The organism is Xenorhabdus indica (genome assembly GCF_014467235.1).
Lineage (GTDB): Bacteria > Pseudomonadota > Gammaproteobacteria > Enterobacterales > Enterobacteriaceae > Xenorhabdus > Xenorhabdus indica.
The window spans coordinates 1-19997 of sequence record NZ_NKHP01000011.1 but is presented as its reverse complement, the minus strand read 5'-3'; the positions used below and the strand labels follow the sequence as shown (position 1 = coordinate 19997).

Annotated in this window: 19 protein-coding genes; 8 read left to right on the top strand and 11 right to left on the bottom strand. The window is 42.8% G+C overall.

Going from position 1 to position 19997, the window contains the following annotated elements; all coding sequences use genetic code 11:
• Positions 1–11: 11 nt before the first annotated feature.
• The 6 genes from rfbH to cpxR all read right to left on the bottom strand — a co-directional run bounded on the left by rfbH (position 12) and on the right by cpxR (position 6950).
• Complete coding sequence (gene rfbH / locus Xind_RS10175) at positions 12–1325, bottom strand: lipopolysaccharide biosynthesis protein RfbH (protein WP_187649997.1); 1314 nt, start codon at positions 1323–1325, stop codon at positions 12–14.
• 141 nt (positions 1326–1466) lie between these two features.
• Positions 1467–2540 carry a CDP-glucose 4,6-dehydratase gene (gene rfbG / locus Xind_RS10170; RefSeq protein WP_187649996.1) on the bottom strand — a complete coding sequence of 358 codons (1074 nt, stop codon included), beginning with the start codon at positions 2538–2540 and terminating at the stop codon, positions 1467–1469.
• A gap of 5 nt (positions 2541–2545) precedes the next feature.
• Positions 2546–3319, bottom strand: coding sequence for a glucose-1-phosphate cytidylyltransferase (rfbF, locus tag Xind_RS10165; protein ID WP_187649995.1), 774 nt, complete (start codon positions 3317–3319; stop codon positions 2546–2548).
• An 11-nt stretch (positions 3320–3330) separates the two neighbouring features.
• Positions 3331–4308, bottom strand: coding sequence for an FAD-binding oxidoreductase (locus Xind_RS10160; RefSeq protein WP_187649994.1), 978 nt, complete (start codon positions 4306–4308; stop codon positions 3331–3333).
• 582 nt (positions 4309–4890) lie between these two features.
• A complete protein-coding gene (gene cpxA / locus Xind_RS10155; protein WP_187649993.1) occupies positions 4891–6261 on the bottom strand; it encodes an envelope stress sensor histidine kinase CpxA in 1371 nt (456 codons plus the stop codon).
• Entirely contained in the window at positions 6258–6950 is a 693-nt protein-coding gene (gene cpxR, locus Xind_RS10150; RefSeq protein WP_047682683.1) for an envelope stress response regulator transcription factor CpxR, read from the bottom strand. The genes cpxA and cpxR overlap by 4 nt, the downstream gene beginning before the upstream one ends.
• A 153-nt stretch (positions 6951–7103) precedes the next feature.
• On the opposite strand from cpxR, the gene Xind_RS10145 reads away from it, so the two are divergent.
• The 5 genes from Xind_RS10145 to Xind_RS10125 all read left to right on the top strand — a co-directional run bounded on the left by Xind_RS10145 (position 7104) and on the right by Xind_RS10125 (position 12182).
• The gene (locus Xind_RS10145) at positions 7104–7589 is read left to right on the top strand and encodes a Spy/CpxP family protein refolding chaperone (protein ID WP_187649992.1); all 486 of its coding nucleotides are present in this window, start codon (positions 7104–7106) and stop codon (positions 7587–7589) included.
• Positions 7590–7950: 361 nt separating this feature from the next.
• A complete protein-coding gene (locus Xind_RS10140) occupies positions 7951–8592 on the top strand; it encodes a lysophospholipid acyltransferase family protein (RefSeq protein ID WP_047682679.1) in 642 nt (213 codons plus the stop codon).
• Positions 8589–9533, top strand: coding sequence for a phosphatidate cytidylyltransferase (locus Xind_RS10135; protein WP_187649991.1), 945 nt, complete (start codon positions 8589–8591; stop codon positions 9531–9533). The genes Xind_RS10140 and Xind_RS10135 overlap by 4 nt, the downstream gene beginning before the upstream one ends.
• A gap of 419 nt (positions 9534–9952) precedes the next feature.
• Entirely contained in the window at positions 9953–10930 is a 978-nt protein-coding gene (pfkA, locus tag Xind_RS10130; protein WP_187649990.1) for a 6-phosphofructokinase, read from the top strand.
• A gap of 268 nt (positions 10931–11198) precedes the next feature.
• Positions 11199–12182 (top strand): sulfate ABC transporter substrate-binding protein, encoded by a 984-nt coding sequence (locus Xind_RS10125; RefSeq protein ID WP_187650054.1) that lies wholly within the window; start codon positions 11199–11201, stop codon positions 12180–12182.
• A gap of 84 nt (positions 12183–12266) precedes the next feature.
• On the opposite strand, the gene tpiA is transcribed toward Xind_RS10125, so the two are convergent.
• Positions 12267–13034: a triose-phosphate isomerase gene (gene tpiA, locus Xind_RS10120; RefSeq protein ID WP_047682669.1), complete on the bottom strand. Its 768-nt coding sequence runs from the start codon at positions 13032–13034 to the stop codon at positions 12267–12269.
• 132 nt (positions 13035–13166) lie between these two features.
• Positions 13167–13787 (bottom strand): DUF1454 family protein, encoded by a 621-nt coding sequence (locus Xind_RS10115; RefSeq protein ID WP_047682667.1) that lies wholly within the window; start codon positions 13785–13787, stop codon positions 13167–13169.
• Positions 13788–13866: 79 nt separating this feature from the next.
• Between Xind_RS10115 and Xind_RS10110 the strand changes: the two genes are divergently transcribed.
• Positions 13867–14313: a DUF805 domain-containing protein gene (locus Xind_RS10110; protein WP_047682665.1), complete on the top strand. Its 447-nt coding sequence runs from the start codon at positions 13867–13869 to the stop codon at positions 14311–14313.
• A 123-nt stretch (positions 14314–14436) separates the two neighbouring features.
• Here Xind_RS10110 and fpr read toward each other — a convergent pair whose 3' ends face one another.
• Positions 14437–15183 (bottom strand): ferredoxin--NADP(+) reductase, encoded by a 747-nt coding sequence (fpr, locus tag Xind_RS10105; protein WP_047682662.1) that lies wholly within the window; start codon positions 15181–15183, stop codon positions 14437–14439.
• A gap of 393 nt (positions 15184–15576) precedes the next feature.
• On the opposite strand from fpr, the gene emrD reads away from it, so the two are divergent.
• Complete coding sequence (emrD, locus tag Xind_RS10100; protein ID WP_187649989.1) at positions 15577–16764, top strand: multidrug efflux MFS transporter EmrD; 1188 nt, start codon at positions 15577–15579, stop codon at positions 16762–16764.
• Between the two features lie 138 nt (positions 16765–16902).
• Here emrD and glpK read toward each other — a convergent pair whose 3' ends face one another.
• Positions 16903–18426: a glycerol kinase GlpK gene (gene glpK, locus Xind_RS10095; RefSeq protein ID WP_187649988.1), complete on the bottom strand. Its 1524-nt coding sequence runs from the start codon at positions 18424–18426 to the stop codon at positions 16903–16905.
• A 70-nt stretch (positions 18427–18496) separates the two neighbouring features.
• Positions 18497–19294 carry an MIP/aquaporin family protein gene (locus Xind_RS10090; RefSeq protein ID WP_187649987.1) on the bottom strand — a complete coding sequence of 266 codons (798 nt, stop codon included), beginning with the start codon at positions 19292–19294 and terminating at the stop codon, positions 18497–18499.
• Positions 19295–19617: 323 nt separating this feature from the next.
• Here Xind_RS10090 and zapB point away from each other — a divergent pair, with 323 nt between their 5' ends.
• The gene (zapB, locus tag Xind_RS10085) at positions 19618–19860 is read left to right on the top strand and encodes a cell division protein ZapB (RefSeq protein WP_047682650.1); all 243 of its coding nucleotides are present in this window, start codon (positions 19618–19620) and stop codon (positions 19858–19860) included.
• The last annotated feature ends 137 nt before the right edge of the window (positions 19861–19997 follow it).

Genomic DNA, 19997 nt, shown 5'->3' with positions numbered 1-19997 from the left:
ATAATGATTAATTAAAAACTAACCCCAAAGAACTCTTCAAACTTAGTAATGACATGATCCAAGTGGTCTTTAGTCAAGCCAGGATAAATACCAATCCAGAATGTTTGATGCATGATACGGTCGGTATTAGTCAACTCACCAACCACACGATACTCGCGGTTAGCAAAATAAGGTTGGCGAGTCAGATTTCCGGCAAACAGCAAACGTGTACCGATTTTGGCTTCGTCCAAGAACTTGAGAAGTTCAACACGGTTAATTCCACTGGTTTCTTTTAATGTGATAGGGAAACCAAACCAAGAAGGTTCTGAATTTTCGGTTGCTTCAGGTAATTCAAGGAACTCGGTGCAGTTTGCCAGCCCTGCTTTCAGATAGGCAAAGTTAGCCTTACGCTGTTCAACAAATTCTTCAACGCGCTCCAATTGAGCCAGCCCACAGGCAGCCTGCATGTCGGTGATCTTCAAGTTGTAACCGAGATGAGAATAGGTGTACTTGTGATCATAACCATGAGGCAATGATCCCAGTTGCTGACCAAAACGTTTGCCACAGGTATTATCGCAGCCGGGTGCACAATAACAATCGCGTCCCCAATCACGGAAAGATTCAATAATCGTTTTTAGTTTAGCTGACTTAGTGAACACAGCACCACCTTCACCCATAGTAATATGGTGCGCAGGATAGAAGCTAACGGTGCCAATATCACCGAATGTTCCAACCATTTTTCCATCATAACGAGTGCCGAGAGCATCACAGCAGTCTTCAATAAGCCATAATTTGTATTTATCAGCTATGCGGCGTACTTCAGCCAAATTAAATGGGTTACCCAATGTGTGGGCGACCATGATAGCTTTAGTTTTTTCAGTGACGGCAGCTTCAATTAGTGTTGAGTCAATGTTGTAAGTTGGAATATCTACATCGACAAAGACAGGAATAAGACCATTTTGAATAGATGGGTTAACAGTCGTTGGAAAGCCGGCTGCTACAGTGATGACTTCATCCCCTGGTTTCAGCGCACGTTCTCCCAATTTGTGAGATGTCAAAGCCGTTAAGGCTAACAGGTTAGCAGATGAACCTGATGTTGTGGTTAGCACATGGGGTACGCCAATATACTCACCTAGTTTTTTCTCAAAGGCATCATTAAAACGCCCGGTAGTCAGCCAACCATCTAGTGATGCTTCAACCATTAGTTGCAGTTCTCGGGAGCCGATTACTTTACCAGAAGGTGGTACTACGCTAGTACCTGCTACAAAAGGTTTAGGCGCCATTGCCTCCTCTGCATACTGAGCAACCAGTGAGGAGATCTGTTCACGCAATGCTTGAGCACTCATTAATTCATTTCCTGTCAATCGATTGTATTACTTGTTCTTGTCAGCAATATAAAAGGGGGAAATATGTTACGGCTATATAGGTTAAAAGCCATATATACCCTATCTCCTGAAATCTGTAGGTATAACCGTAACAAAGTTACCTTATTGTGCCGCCATATAATCGCGGATTTCACGAAGTGAAACTTCACGCATATCTTCACCGGACAACCATGCTTTATGCCAGTTAACGATACGTTCTAGCGTATTAACTAAATCCCAGCGCGGATGCCAATTCATTCTTACTTTAGCTTTGGAGCAATCTAGCTTGAGGTAATGAGCTTCATGTGGATGTTCTGTACCATCAAGTTGCCAAGTAGCACTTTCTCCCCATAATTGGATCATGGTTTCAACGATAAACTGAACGGGTTTGGCATCATTGTCATTGGGGCCAAAGTTCCATCCCTCGGCAAAGTTACAGCCATCTTTATAAAGATGTTGAGCTAGCAGTAGATAGCCGGAAAGTGGTTCTAGAACGTGTTGCCATGGACGAATCGAGTATGGATTGCGAATAACTACAGGTTCGTTATTCTGGAAAGAACGTAAAATATCTGGGATCAGTCGATCTTTAGCCCAATCACCACCGCCGATAACATTACCAGCACGAACTGAGGCCAAAGCAACTCCATGATGTGCGTAATCTTTGGGACTAAAGAAAGAGCTACGGTAGGCCGAAGCTACTAGTTCTGCACATCCTTTACTATTGGAGTAAGGATCGTAGCCACCCATTGCTTCATTTTCACGATATCCCCAAACCCATTCTTTATTTTCGTAGCATTTATCACTGGTGATATTTACAACAGCTTTAACTCCCTCAATCTGTTTGATGGTTTCTAGTAGATAGACAGTACCCATTACATTGGTGGAATAGGTTTCAACTGGGTTATCGTAGGAGAGCCTTACTAAAGGCTGAGCAGCCATATGAAAGACTATTTCGGGTTTGAAGTCAGCCATGGCTTGACGTAGATGGAAGAAATCGCGGATATCTCCCTCTTCAGAAAGTAATCCTTTGTAAACACTTGCTGTTTCAAATAGGCTGGGCTCAGTTGGGGCAGGGAGTGAATAGCCACGAACAGTTGCCCCCATCTCTTCAAGCCAGAGGGAAAGCCAACCACCTTTAAAACCAGTATGACCAGTAAGGAAAACACGCTTTCCGCTCCAGAAGTTCACATCAATCACAGTGTTTACTCCCAAATTTTCCAGGGGGCCTGTTCTTTTAACCATAACTCTTCAAGATGATGCTTGTCGCGTAGAGTATCCATCGGTTGCCAGAATCCTGTATGTTCATATGCCATCAATTCCCCTTGTTCTGCCAAGGTCATCAAAGGTTCCTGTTCCCAGATAGTGGCATCGTTATTGATAAGATTAATTACCTTAGGATTGAGTACAAAGAAACCGCCATTGATCATGGCCCCATCTCCTTTGGGTTTCTCTTTGAAGGAACGGATCTGTTTATTTTGGATATCAAGTGCTCCAAATCGTCCAGGAGGGAAAGTTGCGGTAAGGGTAGCTAATTTCCCATGGCTACGATGAAAATCTATAGTACCCTGGATATCTACGTCGGCAACACCATCTCCATAGGTAAATAGAAAAGCATCATCGTTTTTTACATATTCTGCTACTCGTTTTAGACGACCACCAGTCATAGAGGCATCTCCGGTATCAACTAACGTTACATTCCAAGGCTCTGCTCGTTTTTCGTGAACTTCCATTCGATTTTCTGTCATACGGAATGTTACGTCAGACATATGCAGGAAATAGTTGGCAAAATATTCCTTGATAACATATCCCTTGTAGCCACAGCAGATAATAAAGTCATTGATGCCATGAGCAGAATACATTTTCATGATATGCCACAAGATAGGCTTGCCACCAATTTCTACCATTGGTTTCGGTTTTACGATAGTTTCTTCGCTTAGGCGAGTACCCAGCCCACCGGCAAGAATTACAGCCTTCATTATTTCCTCATTTATTTAGATACGGTAAATGCATCAGAGAAGAAGTGTTTGCCAGACAGTTCTTTTTTTACAAAATCAGCTCTTGCAGCTTCAATCATCATTGGGGAACCACAAGCATACACGGCAAATGTTGAGAGGCTATGAAAATCCTCTATTACTGCTTTATGTACGAATCCTTTTCTTCCTGACCATTGAGAATCTTCACCAGATATGACTGGTACATAACGTATATTTTCGTGTTTATCTGCCCATTCTATTGGGAGATTCGAGTAGAAATCAGAGCTATTGTTCATTCCCCAATAGATGTGAATATCGCGTTTGGAATCTTGTTGAATAAGTTTTTCAACCATAGACTTAACTGGAGCAAATCCTGTGCCGCCAGCAAGAAAAATAATGGGGCGTACATCGTCTCTGACAAAGAAAGTTCCTATTGGCCCTTCTAACCTCAATAAGGTATTTATAGCCAAGTTATTAAACAAGAGGCCACTCATAGCACCATTATTGACTCGGCGAATATGTAACTCAATTCCATCTTGAATATTAGCGTTAGCGATGGAGTAACTACGTACTATCCCTTGATAATGTAGATTGATGTATTGACCAGGTAGGAATGCAAAAGATGCAGTGGGTGGCAGCCTAAATTTAATGATTATATATTCATCCGCTATTATATTAGTTGAACTAACTTTGCAGGGAACAATCTTTTGTGTTATCTCAGCAAGTTCCGGGTAATATTCAGCTTCTATAGTAACCTCGTCAGAGGTAGGCTTGCATTGACAAGTTAGAAAACGATCGCCAGTTTTGTAGACATTCTCTTGTTTATCGGATACTTCCCCAGCAATCAAAACGGATTCACACATACCACACGAACCATTCTTGCAGCTATACTCTAGTACCACGCCAGATTCTAGAGCGGACTCCAGAACTGTCTTACTTTTTATTGCCCTGAATGTGATTTGAGAAGGAGATAGTTTAACTGTTGTGGTCATATTTACTCAATATATTGTATTTTTTAATGCAGAGGCAGTTTGGTCTTTAGCTGAAAGTTGAAGAGTTATTTCTAAAACCAGTCAATTACAAGCTTTTCATTATTTCATATTGTCAGATTTTAACTTATTGAATTTTATATTTTCTTGTAAATGAATAAAAATCGGCATGGTGTCTAGGAATGAAATTTCAAGAAGATAGTATAAGCTCAAATGATTTTGATGGAATCAATGCAGAGAACACAGAGCCTATGAAACCAGCTCCATCAGTAACCAGAATTTTCATTTTTAAATTTTTCGGCTGATTTTAAGATGATGCAGAATTGGAAAGGGAATATATATTTCTATATCTGATTAAAGCTACCGCACTAGGTTACGGCTCCCAGAGTGCCTATCACTAATCGTGGATTGGTTATCTGTTTGATATAAAAATGTTTTTCTCTAAATATAAATCACTATATGAGTAATTTTCATTAATACGCGACGAGAGTAGACTCTCAATGCCTCAAGGTCAAGCATAATAGTCTTTTTTTTTAAATTATTACATACTGTTATTAACTAAATTTCGGTCAGGGCGCCATCCACCTACCGCCCATGCAACGGTAACCAAATCACCAACCGTAGCCCCCCTAAAGGGCTATCTTCTGCTTTAACCCAACCTCGATGCTGTTCTACCGCAGTTTGTACTATCGCTAACCCCAATCCAGTTCCGCCTGATTCTCTATCCCTCGCTTCGTCTGTCCGGTAAAACGGGCGGAAGATATGTTCACGGTCTTCAGGGTTGACCCCAGGGCCATCATCATCAACTGTAATCGTCACGCCATGATTATCAGCTTTAAATGCAACAGCGATATGGCTGCTGGAATAGCGAAGGGCGTTGCGGACGATGTTTTCTAGCGCACTGCCAAGTACTGCCGGGTTGCAGTAAATAGTCCATGAACCAGGGGGAGAAACGATATCCAGCGTTTTGTTCATCTGTTCGACTTCAAATTTGGCATTTTCCAATATGTCATTCCATATCTCACTGGCTTTGACATTTTCACGCAGTAACTCGTTCTTATGTTGGTTGCGGGAAAGTATTAAAAGGTCATTAATCATGCCATCCAGACGCTGAGTTTCTGTTTCAATGCGCTCCAGTTCTTTGCTTTCTCCGTGGCGGCGGCGTAGCAATGCTGTTGCAAGTTGTAAGCGGGTAAGGGGAGTGCGTAATTCGTGCGAAATATCGGATATCAGCCGTTGTTGGGCGGTTACCATTCTTTCTAATGCACTGATCATTTGGTTGAAACTGCTGCCAGCAGCCAGAAATTCTTGTGGGCCTGATTCCAGTTCGGGATGTTGTCTTAGATTACCTTTTGCTACTTCATCTGCCGCGTTTTTTAACTTACGGGCAGGTTTTGCTAAACTCCATGCCAGCCATAGGAGTAGTGGTGCACTGATTAACATGGTTGCCGCAGGCAGCAGGAAAGGGCGATCAAACATCAAATTAATAAAATCTGATTGTGGGCTGCCTGCTGGCCGAAGCTGGTAGAGATGATAGTAATCTCCACCATCACGTATTGAAAATGGCCCAAGTATTTCTATGCGACCATATTTTTTCTTTTTAGGGTGGTCTGTATTGTCAGATTGGCCGAGGAAATTGCGAACAACCTGCATAAAATTTTTCTCATGACCAACGACACGCCCTTCAGTAGTAGCAAGATATAAGAATTGATCTGGTGGTGCCCATTGGGCAATGGCACGATCTAGCCTGAGCCACCAGAATAGATCATTGGGTGGATAACGAGTTAATTCTTCTCCAATATGTTTGGCTATCTGGTTGCCTTGCTGATATTCACTGTCTAATAGTGGGGTTAATTGCCTTGAGTCCAGTTTGGGCGCCATTAGCGCGACCATCAAAACGAGCGCCAGCGTTAGCCAGAAAATGGCAAATATGCGGGCTGTTAGGCTATTGATCATTTCGCTGAAACCATTAAATATCCGCGTCCACGTAACGTTTTAAACCAGGGTAATTCATCAGTCCGGTTGGGTAATTTACGACGAAGGTTAGAAATATGCATGTCTATGGCTCTGTCAAAAGGTGTGAGTCGTTTTCCTAATACTTCTTGACTTAAATGTTCACGGGAAACCACTTGCCCCAAATGTTGAGCCAATAAGTAGAGAAGTGTGAATTCTGTTCCAGTTAAATCCAGAATATTGCCATCAAAGCTGGCTTCCTGGCGCCCTGGGTTGAGTTGCAGTTTATCGACTTCGAGCACAGGTGTACCGTTGTCAGCTTGTTGTTCGTTCCAGTTGGAACGACGTAAAATCGCGCGTATACGGGCTACCAGTTCACGATCGTTAAAAGGCTTAGGTAAGTAATCATCTGCCCCCAGTTCTAGCCCCAGAACGCGGTCTAAATCGCTTCCTCGAGCCGTTAACATAATAACGGGAGTTTGGTGGTATTGACGTAGCTCCTTCAATGTCTCGATGCCGTTTTTACGTGGCATCATGATATCCAGTAGTAACAAGTCAATTGAAGAATCGATAAATTGTAATGCCTGCTCACCATCATGGGCGATCACTACACTGAATCCTTCCATTTCTAGTAATTCTTTTAATAAAGATGTTAGTTCGCGGTCATCATCAACTAATAATATCTTATGCATTCATTCTTCCTCCAAGAGCAAAATACGATAACAAATTTTGCTATTCCATGACTTTACGTACTTTTACATGCTCTGACGCTAGTTTGCAGCCACAAGGCTATATTACCTGCACTGAATCGAATAGTGCTATTCGATAAAGCGAGGGATTATTAAATGCGTAAAATAGCAACATTAGCTTTAGCGTCAATGTCTGTGTTTGGAACGGCAATGGCCTTAGCTGAAATTGCTGATGCGTATAATGCCTCCGAGGCTGATTCCTCACTGTTTTGTCTGCCATACGACAAGGGTGATTCTGGTTATTACCAACGTAACTATAACTATAGTTGTGTCTTTGGGGGAATTACATTAACTGAACAGCAACGACAGCAGATGTGGGATTTAGTGAAAAAACGGCATCTGCATGAGCAAGTAAGGGCGGATATACAGGCAGAACGTTGGAAGATGTATAATCTTCTGACTGCAAAGAATTTTGATGAAGCTGCGGTAAGATCGCAGCTTGAAAAAGTAGCAAAGCAGAATATTGATCTCAGTGTAGAGATAGCGCGTATTCGTCATCAAATGTATCAATTGCTGACATTGGAGCAAGAACAACAGCTCCGAAAGTGTTATAAGGCGCGAATTATTCGGGAATTGAACTGATTCTGCTATACCTATATGACGTGAAGTAATATCAATAACGATTTTCCTTGCCATAGACACCATCCCTGTCTTTCAGCCCCCTTGAGGGGCTTTTTTTTGTCCTCACATAGGGTATATCATAAGTTGTTTTCCTACTGATAATTTATGAGAAATAGCTTGCGGATTACTGGATTTAATTGAATTTATTAGCTGTTTACACATCATGTATAGGCTATCTGAAGCCTTGTCATATCTGAATAGGCCATAGGCCTGTTGTTATCTCAAACAATCTTGATTATCTTACCTTCTTGCAAGCCCTTAATTAAACAAATCTTATCACTGTTACTCTATATAAAAATAAATAGGGATAGGGATACCCTGTATGAAAAAAACTCATAAAATTAGCTTCCTGTCAAAATGTATGGGGGCGATGTTATCGGGCCTATGTCGTATCTTGACTGGTGTGCGGGTGCGATGGATAGGTTGTCAGCCTTCGACCAAAAGTCGTATTTATTATGCTAATCACACCAGCCACCTTGATGGATTAGTGATTTGGTCTGGGCTCCCTTCTGCGTTGCGTCATCTGGTTCATCCCGTTGCGGCCCGTGATTATTGGGATAAAACCCGTCTACGTCGTTATCTGATGCATAAGATATTTTGTGCGGTTTTAATCGAGCGCCAAGGCGAGAATACTCACAAAGAAGAAGTTCTTGCGCCGTTGACGGGGATTCTGGAGCGAAAAGAATCTTTAATTTTCTTTCCAGAAGGGACTCGCGGAGATGGTGAACAAATCAATCCATTCAAGAGTGGCCTGTATTATTTGGCTCGTAAGTATCCTGATGCTGAACTCATTCCGGTTTATCTGGAAAATTTAAATCGCGTTTTACCAAAGGGAAAGATATTGCTGGTGCCAATTATTTGTTCGGCCAGATTCGGTCAGCCATTGGATAAATTGACTGAGAATGAAAGTAAAGCCGCATTCTTGCAACGTGCCCAGGCTGCATTGGAGGAGTTAGTGCTATGATGGGAGTAGGCCATAATTTGATGCTGCTATTTGGCGGTATATTTGGTGCATTAATTATTGCTAGCGTGATTGGTGGGGTTTTGTCATTTCGTTATGCGGGAGAAAAGCGTAATGCGAGTATCGATAACCTGAATGCCCGTATTCGGGGCTGGTGGATGATGTGCATCGTCTGTGTCCTGGCTGTGGTTGTTGGGCCTGTCGGGTCAGTTATATTATTTGCTGTTATGTCTTTTTTTGCCCTGCGCGAATTTATCACTTTAACGCCGACTCGCCGTGGTGACCATGAGGCTTTATTCTGGTGCTTCTTCTGCTTTATACCTGTGCAGTATGTTTTGGTGGGCATGCAGTGGTATGAGTTGTTTTCGATATTTATTCCTGTTTACGTATTTCTGTTTTTACCTGCCCGCATTGCTTTGGTTGGTGATACTACTCGTTTTCTGGAGCGCACCGCAAAAATTCAGTGGGGTATGTTGGTAACTGTATTTGCCCTTAGTCATGCGCCCGCTTTGTTGATGTTGGATATTCCTGGGTATGAAGGTCAAAATATTGAGTTATTGTTGTTCCTGATGATTGTGGTGCAGATGTCTGATGTTTGGCAGTATGTGTTCGGGAAATTATTTGGTAAACGTTCCATTGTGCCGAAATTAAGCCCCAAAAAAACGGTTGAAGGGTTTTTTGGCGGTATCTTGGCTTCGGTATTGCTAGGGATGTCACTGTATTGGGTGACACCCTTTTCTCCGTGGGAAGCCGGACTGATATCATTGGCTATTACACTGATGGGGTTTATCGGCGGGTTATGTATGTCTGCAATTAAGCGTGACAGCGGAGTGAAAGACTTTGGTGAAATTATTGAAGGTCACGGCGGCATGCTGGATAGAATCGATTCGCTTTGTTTCTCTGCCCCTATCTTTTTCCATCTAACACGCTATTTTTATACCTGAAATAGACCATCCTGAATAATCCTAAGGGCTTTCGCTGATAAACATAAATTTTAATTGATGGTTCAGTATTGTTGCATTGGCTGTGACAGTATTGGGCTGTGTATTGTTGATTGGAAACATTTTTGCGTAATCAGTGTTTCAGTGCCGATATTATTTATTTACCAAGATCCTTGCCTATTGTGCCAGTGGCACGTAAAAATTGTTGGGATTGATGGGAGAATTTATTCATAATCAAAAAATCGTCAAAAAGTAAACAAAATATTAATGCAGACTGAGTATTTTTCCGTATCATGGGCACTGTTGAATCAATTCAGCTAATGAAGTGACAATCAGGTTTGGCAAAATCTGCTGTAAATCTTCCTGTCAGGGAAGGCAGTCAGCAGATTGGCAAATATTACATCTATAAGTCAGAGGTCATCATGATCAACAAGATTAAAAGAATCGGAGTCTTAACGAGTGGCGGAGATGCGCCGGGTATGAACGCCGCTATTCGTGGAGTTGTTCGTGCCGCTTTAACCGAAGGGTTAGAAGTTTATGGTATTTATGATGGCTATCTGGGGTTGTATGAAAACAGGATGAAGAAGCTCGATCGCTTTAGCGTTTCCGATATGATTAATCGTGGTGGAACGTTTTTAGGATCAGCGCGTTTTCCTGAGTTCAGAGATGATAAGGTGCGGGAAATCGCTATTGAAAATATGCGCAAAAGTGAAATTGATGCGCTGGTGGTGATTGGTGGTGATGGCTCTTATCTGGGAGCGAAAAAGCTGACTGAGGCAGGTTTCCCATGTATCGGTCTGCCCGGTACGATCGATAATGATGTGGCGGGAACTGATTATACAATCGGTTATTTTACGGCACTGGAGACGGTTGTTGAAGCGATTGATCGTCTGCGCGATACCTCAACTTCCCACAAACGTATCTCTATTGTTGAAGTAATGGGACGTTATTGTGGTGATCTGACTCTATCCGCAGCGATTGCCGGTGGATGTGAGTTTATTGTCCTGCCTGAACGTGAAATTCCTTTTGATCGTGAAGAACTATTAGCAGAAATTAAAGCTGGTATCCAGAAAGGTAAACGTCATGCCATCGTCGCTATTACTGAACATGTTTGTGAAGTAGATGAGCTGGCAAAATATATTGAAACAGAAACACGCCATGAAACTCGTGCAACGGTATTAGGCCATATTCAGCGTGGCGGTGCGCCGGTGGCTTATGACCGCATTCTGGCATCACGCATGGGGGCTTATTCTGTCCAGTTGCTACTGGAAGGTCATGGTGGCCGCTGTGTTGGTATCCAGAATGAGAAACTTATCCATCATGATATTATTGATGCGGTGCAAAATATGCAGCGTTTCTTTAAGAAAGATTGGTTGGAAACAGCGAAAAAACTCTACTGATTCTGTTCTGGTTACTCCTCTTCCCTACTAGTAAGTTCATTTTTCAGATACAGCCATATGATATATATGGCTGTTCTTTTTTGTTCGTCATATTCCTGTTGTGAATAAGTGGAAATTTTAAATTATTTCTGCGTCAGAACGCTTTCTGTCAGTTTTTATGGAGAAAATCATAAATAATTTAGGAGAGCATTTTACGATGGTTACGCAATGGGAGGTTAAGCAATGGAAGATAATGAACTGGAGCACGACAAGGTATTCTGCTCTGATAATGTTATTCTTGGTCATATTGACAGGAGGAAAGGTATGGGCGAAAGATGTGCAACTCTTGAATGTTTCTTATGATCCGACGCGTGAGTTGTATCAACAATATAATCAGGCATTCAGTCAATATTGGCAGCAGAAAACCGGAGAACGGGTAACGATCCGACAATCGCATGGTGGTTCAGGCAAGCAGGCAACTTCAGTGATTAATGGCCTTCAGGCAGATGTCGTAACATTGGCGTTGGCATATGATGTGGATGCGATTGCAGAGCGTGGTAGTATTGCTAAAAACTGGCTCCAGCGTTTACCGGATAATTCCGCGCCTTATACATCAACGATTGTTTTTCTGGTGAGAAAAGGGAATCCCAAACAGATTAAAGATTGGTCAGATTTGATCCGTCCTGATGTTTCTGTTGTAACACCAAATCCCAAAACATCCGGTGGTGCACGTTGGAACTATCTGGCTGCCTGGGGATATAGTTTGGTGCACAACAACCAGGATCAAGCTAAGGCAAAAGCATTTGTGAAGGCGTTGTATAAAAATGTTGAAGTATTGGATTCTGGTGCTCGTGGGGCAACCAATACTTTTGTTGAACGCGGTATCGGTGATGTACTGATTGCATGGGAAAATGAAGCATTGCTGGCGATTAATGCTCTAGATAAGGAAGGTGAAGGAAAATTCGAAATTATCACTCCAAGCATTTCTATTCTGGCAGAACCAACGGTGGCTGTTGTCGATAAAGTGGTTGATAAACGAGGTACACGCGAATTGGCAACTGAATATCTGAAATACCTTTATTCACCGATTGGGCAGGAAATTGCTGCAAAAAATTATTATCGTCCCCGTGATAAAGCCATTGCAGAAAAGTACCGTGCTATTTTCCCTGAGTTGAAAGTATTTACAATTGATGAGGTATTTGGTGGCTGGAAAAAAGCACAGAAGGAACACTTTTCTACTGGTGGCATATTTGATGAGATTATTCGGCGTTAATAATGGCTAGAAGAAATAAGAATTAGAAAAATAACCGCGACCAGATAACTTGGTGGCGGTTATTTTGTAACTGTTTGAGGTGTCTTAGGCTTTTTTCGCTTCCGCAGCCGCTTTCACGATAACAGCAAAGGCATCAGCTTTCAGTGATGCACCACCAACCAGAGCACCGTCGATATCTGGTTGGGTAAACAATTCAGCCGCATTGCCGGCGTTAACAGAGCCGCCGTATTGGATGATAACTTGCTCAGCAATGGCTGCATCTTGTTTAGCGATGTGGTCACGAATGAATTTATGGACAGCCTGGGCTTGCGCTGGTGTTGCTGATTTGCCGGTGCCGATTGCCCAAACGGGCTCGTAAGCAATGATTGCACCTTCGAAGGCCTCTGCGCCCAATGTGTTAAGAACAGCATCGATTTGGCGTGCACATACTGTTTCTGTCTGGCCCGCTTCGTTTTCTTGTTCGGTTTCACCAATGCATAGAACCGGAATAAGGCCTTGTTCTTTCAGGACAGCAAATTTTTTTGCTATGAATTCATCGCTTTCTTTGTGGTAAGTGCGGCGTTCAGAGTGGCCGATGATAATATATCTTGCGCCCACATCTTTCAGCATTTCTGCGGATGTTTCGCCTGTGAATGCACCAGAAAGGTTAACGCCAACATCTTGTGCACCCAGAGCGATACGGCTGCCGGCCAGTGCACTTTTTGCCAGAGAAACATACACAGTTGGTGGTGCGATAGCGACGTCACAGCCATCAATGTTGCTCAATTCTTTACGCAGGCCTGTGATCAGGTCGTTAACCATGTGGGTACTGCCATTGAGTTTCCAGTTACCCATAACTAATGGATGTCGCATATTTTTCCCTCCAACCAGAAAATAATTAAATTGCGAACTGAATTAATATTCTTCAATGAATGGCTTCATGTCATTTAAGTGGAAGGCCGACAGTATAAAGATCATCGGCCAGAATAGCTCTGCGCTATGTCACTAATTTTCATTTACTGGTACGTCAGATAGCGATAGCTTAATCGGTTCAATAGCGAAGGTCATTATATTTTCGCTGCTGTTTACGATGATATAGCGTATTGCCCCCATTTTTCGGCTGTAAAATGACTGCTTTTCTGCCGTCTTGAGGAGTTTCTCCGTTTTCTCTTTAATTTGTTCTGGGGAAAGTGTTGGTTCAAATTGGCCGATCAAGGCAACGATATACTGTTTGGTCAGCAAAAGGTTCTGTTCTTTTTCCTGCTCATTTTGGGATGGTAATAAAGTAATTTGCAGGCTTTTAATTTTCTCGCTACCTCTCTCCAGCACGGCTGAAGAGTAGATTTTTTCGTTGATTTTACTGGCGGCGCGGATAAAAGGCAGTGAGATATCTTTGCTCGTAATGACTTTATATTCATGCAGAAGAGTTTCAGGGTGTTTTTTGTTGTATTTTTCCCGGAATGTCGGGATGGTATCTTCAAAAGCCGGGGAATCTGGCAAGAGATACATGAGTTGCGGGTGTATACCTGATGTGACAGAAGGCTCACCCGCAGCAGTTGAGAATGGTAAACCGATGCTAAAAGCGATTAATATTGTCACCAGAAGTTTATTTATGTCTGTTTTCATGTTGTTACTCGCCGAGTGTCAAGCGCGGAAATAAAGTGTAAATAGCAGAAAAACAGCATCCACAATTGGAAAAGAGTACATGACATTACAACAATGGGGATTCTCATTCAAAGGTCGCATCGGGCGACGGGAATTTTGGGTCGGAATCGGTATCTGTTTCGCTCTGATTTTTATACTCCTGACTCTGCATGGAATGAATGTTCTCCCCATGAATTATGCAGCGGTAAGTACGGCCTTGATATTGTATCCGACAACAGCAATTTTTTCGAAACGCTTGCATGACCGTAATAAACGTGGTGGCTGGACGTTGCTGCTGGCATTGGCCTGGGTGTTGCTTTCCCTTAATTGGAGCGCAATGGCACCGATATGGCAATGGGGTATTGGTCGTTTTATTCCGACATTGATTTTTGTCATGATTATGCTGGATTGCGGTGTATTTCGTGGAACAGAAGGGCCAAACCGTTTTGGCAAATCGGCAGAAAGGGTTGATCACATTTCTGCTGACAATCCGGTACAAAAACGTTGATTAACTGTATATACCGAATAGATTTATCTACCCAACAGATTTCAAGATACCGCCAATAAAGCGGTGTCTTGAAAGATGAAGATCTTTGAAGAGGTGATAAGAAGTAAAAGTTATGGTTGATCGTTACCAGTATTGTTCGCTGGTAACATGGCCCGGTTTACGGCGCAGGTGTTTTTCCATGCCGCGTTGCTCTTTCAGTAGTTGCCGGGTATCTCTGACCATCTGAGGGTTTCCGCACAGCATCACGTGGCTGTTTTCTGCCTGCATAGGTAAACCGACGGCTGCTTCCATTTCACCATTTTCAATGAGTGCCGGGATCCGCCCCATCAATGAATACTGGCATTTTTCCCGACTGACGATAGTTTGGATCCGCAGTTTTCCCTGAAAAGATTTCTCTAATTGCTGCATGAGTGGTAAATAACTTAAGTCCTGCTCCAGCCTGACGGCATGCACCAGAATGATATTTTCAAATCGTTCCAAATCACTCCCTTGCTGAAGAATAGAAAGGTAAGGCCCGATGGCTGTCCCGGTCGAGAGCATCCACAGGTTTTGGCAGTCAGGAATTTCATCAAGGATAAAAAAACCTGCCGCTTGTTCTGTGACCAGCAATTCATCACCTTTCTGCAAGGCAGCAAGTCGTGGACTGAGCTTTCCTTCCGGCACAGTGACTAAATAAAACTCAAGGTTATCGTTATTGGGAGAATTGACGTAAGAATAAGCTCGTTGGATGCGCTCTCCTTCAACTTCGAGAGCAAGTTTTGCAAATTGTCCAGCAGTGAATTTTTCTATTGGTGCACATAGCTTGATACTGAATAGTGAGTCTGTCCAATTGATTATCTCTGTGACTTTTCCTGTAACCCAGTTTGCCATTGCATTTAGCCTCTCTACACGATACTGAGTGAGTAACAATACGGAGTGAAATAGATGGAGTGAATTGGCGCTCCTTTGACGAGATTTTACGCGATTGAGTGAAATAGCCTTATCAATTACGTGTCACAGTCTCATTGACTATATTTTTGCTATTTTTATGGGGTATATGTACATTTTTATTGACATTTATGGGAAATATGACTGCCATTTTTTCCATGTGTGAAATTGTATACTGCCAAGAAAAAATATAAATTGACCGGGAAAATTCAATCTAATGAAGTCAGTATGTCAGGTTTGTTTATTAATAACCTGGGGGCTTTGTTATTGCTGTTATTCCTTAAATGAAACCGGGTACACGTGTATTTTGTTTAAATAACATTGTATGTGAGTGCGATGAGAAAAATAGTGCATTTTAATTTATTGCTAATGTTAATTGCGTTGGCCGCTGTCGGGCAGATGACCCAGACAATTTATGTTCCAGTTATTGCAGATATGGCGAATTACTTCGGGAAACCTGCGGGTGAAGTACAGCGTGTTATGGCGGCATACTTATTCTCTTATGGACTCTCACAGCTCTTTTATGGACCATTATCGGATAAAATTGGTCGTCGTCCCGTTATTTTGACAGGAATGTCAATTTTTCTGGTTGCCACAACTTGTGCACTGTTTTCCTCCAGTTTATTGATATTAGTAATAGCCAGTGTATTTCAAGGCTTAGGCACGGGGGTCGGAGGAGTAATGGTGCGCACTATGCCAAGAGATTTATACACGGGGACAGAATTGCGTTATGCCAATAGTCTGTTGAATATGGCGATATTGGTCAGCCCTTTATTAGCACCGATGGTAGGCGGTATCGTAGGCCATTATTTTGGTTGGCGTGCTTGCTATTTGTTTTTATTGCTGTTGGGGGCAACTGTAACTTTGTTTTTATTCCGGCATTTACCGGAAACCCGCCCGGAGCAAACAAAGCAGAGCACGATGCTGATCTCTTTTCACCAATTGTTATCCAATGGTGTTTTTGTTTCTTACCTGATTATGTTGGTTGGTAGTCTGGCGGGTGTGGCTGTTTTTGAGGCCAGCTGCGGGGTTTTGATGGGGGCTGTTTTAGGATTGGACAGTTTAACTGTCAGTATTCTGTTTATCCTGCCGATCCCTGCTGCATTTCTGGGCTCATGGTATGCAGGACGTGAAAACAAAACGTTTTATCAATTGATGTGGAATTCCGTCATCTGTTGTTTGTTAGCAGGCACGTTGATGTGGTTGCCAGGATGGTTGGGGATTATTAATATCTGGACGCTGTTGATCCCGGCTGCATTGTTCTTTTTTGGCGCTGGTATGTTGTTCCCGCTGGCAACGACGGGGGCTATGGAGCCATTTCCTTATCTGGCTGGTGCAGCGGGGGCGTTGGTAGGTGGATTACAGAATATAGGGTCAGGCGCGGCTACATGGTTATCGGCGATGTTGCCACAAAATGGCCAGTTCAGTATTGGTATGCTGATGTTTTTTATGGCTCTGCTTATTCTATTGTGCTGGTTGCCAATTTCTCAGCGGATACAACATCAGGAACAGACAGTCGGATAAAGACGGCGAATATTGGTAGTAGGCAAAAATATTGAAGTGAGAAAGCTCTGACAGAGCAGTACTGCCATATAAAAAGTACTGTAATGTCAGAGCATTATGTTTCAATTTGGGGGTTATTTCACCTTAAAGGTTTGTTTTTCAAGCGCGGTCTTCCCATTCTTGAGCACGGGCAACCGCTTTTTTCCAACCGTTGTATCTGTGATTACGTTCTGTAGTTTCAATACTTGGACGGAATTCTTTTTCGATAGTTGCCTTACTTTTCACTTCGTCAAGATCTTTCCAGAAACCGACAGCTAAACCAGCAAGGAAGGCGGCACCTAATGCTGTGCTTTCGCGTATTTCAGGGCGCTCGACACGTGTGCCGAGAATATCAGACTGGAATTGCATCAAGAAATTATTGGCAACCGCACCACCATCTACGCGCAGTGCTTGCAGGCGTGTACCAGAATCGGCTTGCATTGCATCCAATACATCACGGGTTTGGTAAGCGATGGATTCGAGTGTGGCACGAATAATATGGTTACTGTTTGCACCACGAGTCAGGCCGAAAATGGCGCCACGGGCGTAAGGATCCCAATAAGGGGCTCCAAGACCGGTAAAGGCCGGAACAACATAAACGCCATTACTGTCTTTTACTTTTTTGGCGAAGTATTCGGAGTCTGCTGCATCTGCAATAAGTTTCAGTTCATCACGCAGCCACTGAATAGACGCACCACCTACAAATACGGCACCTTCCAGCGCATAGTTGACTTCACCTCGTGGCCCACAGGCGATGGTAGTCAGCAGCCCATGATTGGAACGTACGGCATCAGTTCCCGTATTCATCAGCAGGAAGCAGCCTGTGCCATAAGTGTTTTTTGCCATGCCAGGATGGACACATAACTGACCATAGAGTGCAGCTTGTTGATCCCCTGCAATTCCTGCAATAGGAATACGAGTACCACCTTTACCACCGATGTTGGTTTGACCATAAATTTCAGAAGATGCGGCAACTTTTGGCAACATAACGCGAGGAATACCCAACTCATCAAGGATTTTCTGATCCCAGTCGAGATTATGGATGTTGAATAGCATAGTACGGGAAGCATTGGTGTAATCGGTGACATGCACGCGACCTTGTGTCATTTTCCAAACCAACCAAGTATCAACTGTGCCGAATAACAGTTCGCCATTTTCAGCACGCAGGCGGACACCCTCAATATTGTCCAAGATCCATTTTATTTTTGTGCCGGAAAAATAGGGATCAATCACCAGACCAGTGTTATGACGGATATATTCTTCCAGACCTTCTTTTTTCTTCAGTTTTGTACAAATATCTGCTGTCCGGCGACATTGCCATACAATGGCATTGTAAACAGGTTTACCTGTTTCTTTTTCCCAGATGATAGTTGTTTCTCGTTGATTAGTGATACCAATACTGGCAATTTGATCTGTGCGGATATCTGCTTTTGCCAGCACTTCGACCAATGTTGAGCTTTGGCTGGCCCAGATTTCCATTGGATCGTGCTCCACCCAGCCTGGCTTAGGATATATTTGTGGAAACTCACGTTGTGAAATACAGACAATATTAGCGTCGTGATCAAGTATTACTGCCCGTGAACTGGTTGTCCCTTGATCCAAAGCAACGATATATTTTTTATCCGTCATATTTTCTGTTGTCATAACTATAACCTGGTTTTATTCAAAAATTTTTTTACTTTTTATCTGTTATCATCTGTCAAGGGCAGCAAAACTAAGCTCCATAGGGTAAATGGCGGGTAATCAGTTTGCGATAACCAAATGCCCCCAGAATTGCACCAACAACGGGGGCTACCAACGGAACAAGGAAATAAGGGATGTCCCGACCACCAGTCAGAGCAATATTTCCCCATCCGGCTAAATAAGCAACTAACTTAGGGCCGAAATCACGAGCGGGATTCAGGGCAAATCCGGTCAGGGGGCCAAAAGAACCACCGATAACAGCAATTAAAATACCGATAACCAGTGGTGCCAAAGGACCACGTGGAATGCCATTGCCATCATCTGTTATTGCCAGAATCAGGCAAAGCAAAACAGCCGCGATGATAACTTCAACAATAAATGCATGGAATACGGAAATTTGTGATGCAGGGTAAGTGGAAAATACTCCAGCCGTGAAAAGACTTTCTTGTGATCCACGAACAATGTTGTGAACTTGCTCATAATCAAGGAAAAGGTTGTAATACATCATATAGACGATAGCTGCGGCAACAAAACCGCCTAACATTTGAGCAATGATGTAAGGGAGTACTTTTTTTCTGTCAAAACTGGCAAATAGGCATAGCGCAATGGTTACTGCTGGATTCAGGTGTGCACCAGAAATTCCGGCAGTAAGGTAAACAGCCAGGGCAACACCAAAGCCCCAGATAATGCTGATTTCCCATAGACCCAGTTGTGCTCCTGCAAGACGGGCAGCAGCAACACAGCCTAAGCCGAAGAAAACAAGTAATGCAGTACCCAGAAATTCTGAAATGCATTGACCTGATAATGTTGGAGTGGTGGTCTGACTCATTTCTATATCCTATAAAAAGTACAGAGAGGAGATTAATTATTAGTCCTTTCTTGCTGCGTTCTGGTTACGCAGAGAAAGGCGATGTGAATTTATCGTTAATGAGCGGAAACGAGAAATAGCGAAATTGAAATCTGCGTGTTGCGTCAACAAAATGAGCGAATTCGCATTTAATTGTGGTTTTATTGGTCGCTGAAATGTGATCTTATCTCCATTTAGGATTAGTCACTATATTTCTCGTTATGCCACACATTAGAAGTATGAAACTAGACAGTCGTTAACAGGCTAAATACAATCAAGGCATTGCTTATAAGAGGGGCTAAAGAATGTCATTTGAAGTTTTTGAAAAGCTAGAATCTAAAGTTCAGCAGGCAATTGATACCATCACTTTGCTGCAAATGGAAATTGAAGAATTAAAAGAAAAGAACACAGTGTTATCTCAGGATGTCCAAAATATAACAGATAGCCGTGATTCGCTGGTACGTGAAAATGAACAGCTCAAACAAGAACAATCAGCATGGCAAGATCGCTTACGTACCTTGTTGGGTAAGATGGAAGATGTTCAGTAAGGTATCCGATAGTTTTGCGAAAAAAGGGCGATAACTACCTGTCTCTTGATCACATCTATAGCTCAAGAGACTGTGCAAGCAAGTAACCTTCAAGGATGGTTTGTAATATGAACCATCCTTCCCATAGCCTTTCCCAT

Excerpts from the sequence above, each read along its gene's own strand:
- rfbH (WP_187649997.1), bottom strand. The coding sequence starts at position 1,325 with ATGAGTGCTCAAGCATTGCGTGAACAGATCTCCTCACTGGTTGCTCAG.
- rfbF (WP_187649995.1), bottom strand. The coding sequence starts at position 3,319 with ATGAAGGCTGTAATTCTTGCCGGTGGGCTGGGTACTCGCCTAAGCGAA.
- Xind_RS10160 (WP_187649994.1), bottom strand. The coding sequence starts at position 4,308 with ATGACCACAACAGTTAAACTATCTCCTTCTCAAATCACATTCAGGGCA.
- cpxA (WP_187649993.1), bottom strand. The coding sequence starts at position 6,261 with ATGATCAATAGCCTAACAGCCCGCATATTTGCCATTTTCTGGCTAACG.
- cpxR (WP_047682683.1), bottom strand. The coding sequence starts at position 6,950 with ATGCATAAGATATTATTAGTTGATGATGACCGCGAACTAACATCTTTA.
- Xind_RS10145 (WP_187649992.1), top strand. The coding sequence starts at position 7,104 with ATGCGTAAAATAGCAACATTAGCTTTAGCGTCAATGTCTGTGTTTGGA.
- Xind_RS10140 (WP_047682679.1), top strand. The coding sequence starts at position 7,951 with ATGAAAAAAACTCATAAAATTAGCTTCCTGTCAAAATGTATGGGGGCG.
- Xind_RS10135 (WP_187649991.1), top strand. The coding sequence starts at position 8,589 with ATGATGGGAGTAGGCCATAATTTGATGCTGCTATTTGGCGGTATATTT.
- pfkA (WP_187649990.1), top strand. The coding sequence starts at position 9,953 with ATGATCAACAAGATTAAAAGAATCGGAGTCTTAACGAGTGGCGGAGAT.
- Xind_RS10125 (WP_187650054.1), top strand. The coding sequence starts at position 11,199 with ATGTTATTCTTGGTCATATTGACAGGAGGAAAGGTATGGGCGAAAGAT.
- tpiA (WP_047682669.1), bottom strand. The coding sequence starts at position 13,034 with ATGCGACATCCATTAGTTATGGGTAACTGGAAACTCAATGGCAGTACC.
- Xind_RS10115 (WP_047682667.1), bottom strand. The coding sequence starts at position 13,787 with ATGAAAACAGACATAAATAAACTTCTGGTGACAATATTAATCGCTTTT.
- Xind_RS10110 (WP_047682665.1), top strand. The coding sequence starts at position 13,867 with ATGACATTACAACAATGGGGATTCTCATTCAAAGGTCGCATCGGGCGA.
- fpr (WP_047682662.1), bottom strand. The coding sequence starts at position 15,183 with ATGGCAAACTGGGTTACAGGAAAAGTCACAGAGATAATCAATTGGACA.
- emrD (WP_187649989.1), top strand. The coding sequence starts at position 15,577 with ATGAGAAAAATAGTGCATTTTAATTTATTGCTAATGTTAATTGCGTTG.
- glpK (WP_187649988.1), bottom strand. The coding sequence starts at position 18,426 with ATGACAACAGAAAATATGACGGATAAAAAATATATCGTTGCTTTGGAT.
- Xind_RS10090 (WP_187649987.1), bottom strand. The coding sequence starts at position 19,294 with ATGAGTCAGACCACCACTCCAACATTATCAGGTCAATGCATTTCAGAA.
- zapB (WP_047682650.1), top strand. The coding sequence starts at position 19,618 with ATGTCATTTGAAGTTTTTGAAAAGCTAGAATCTAAAGTTCAGCAGGCA.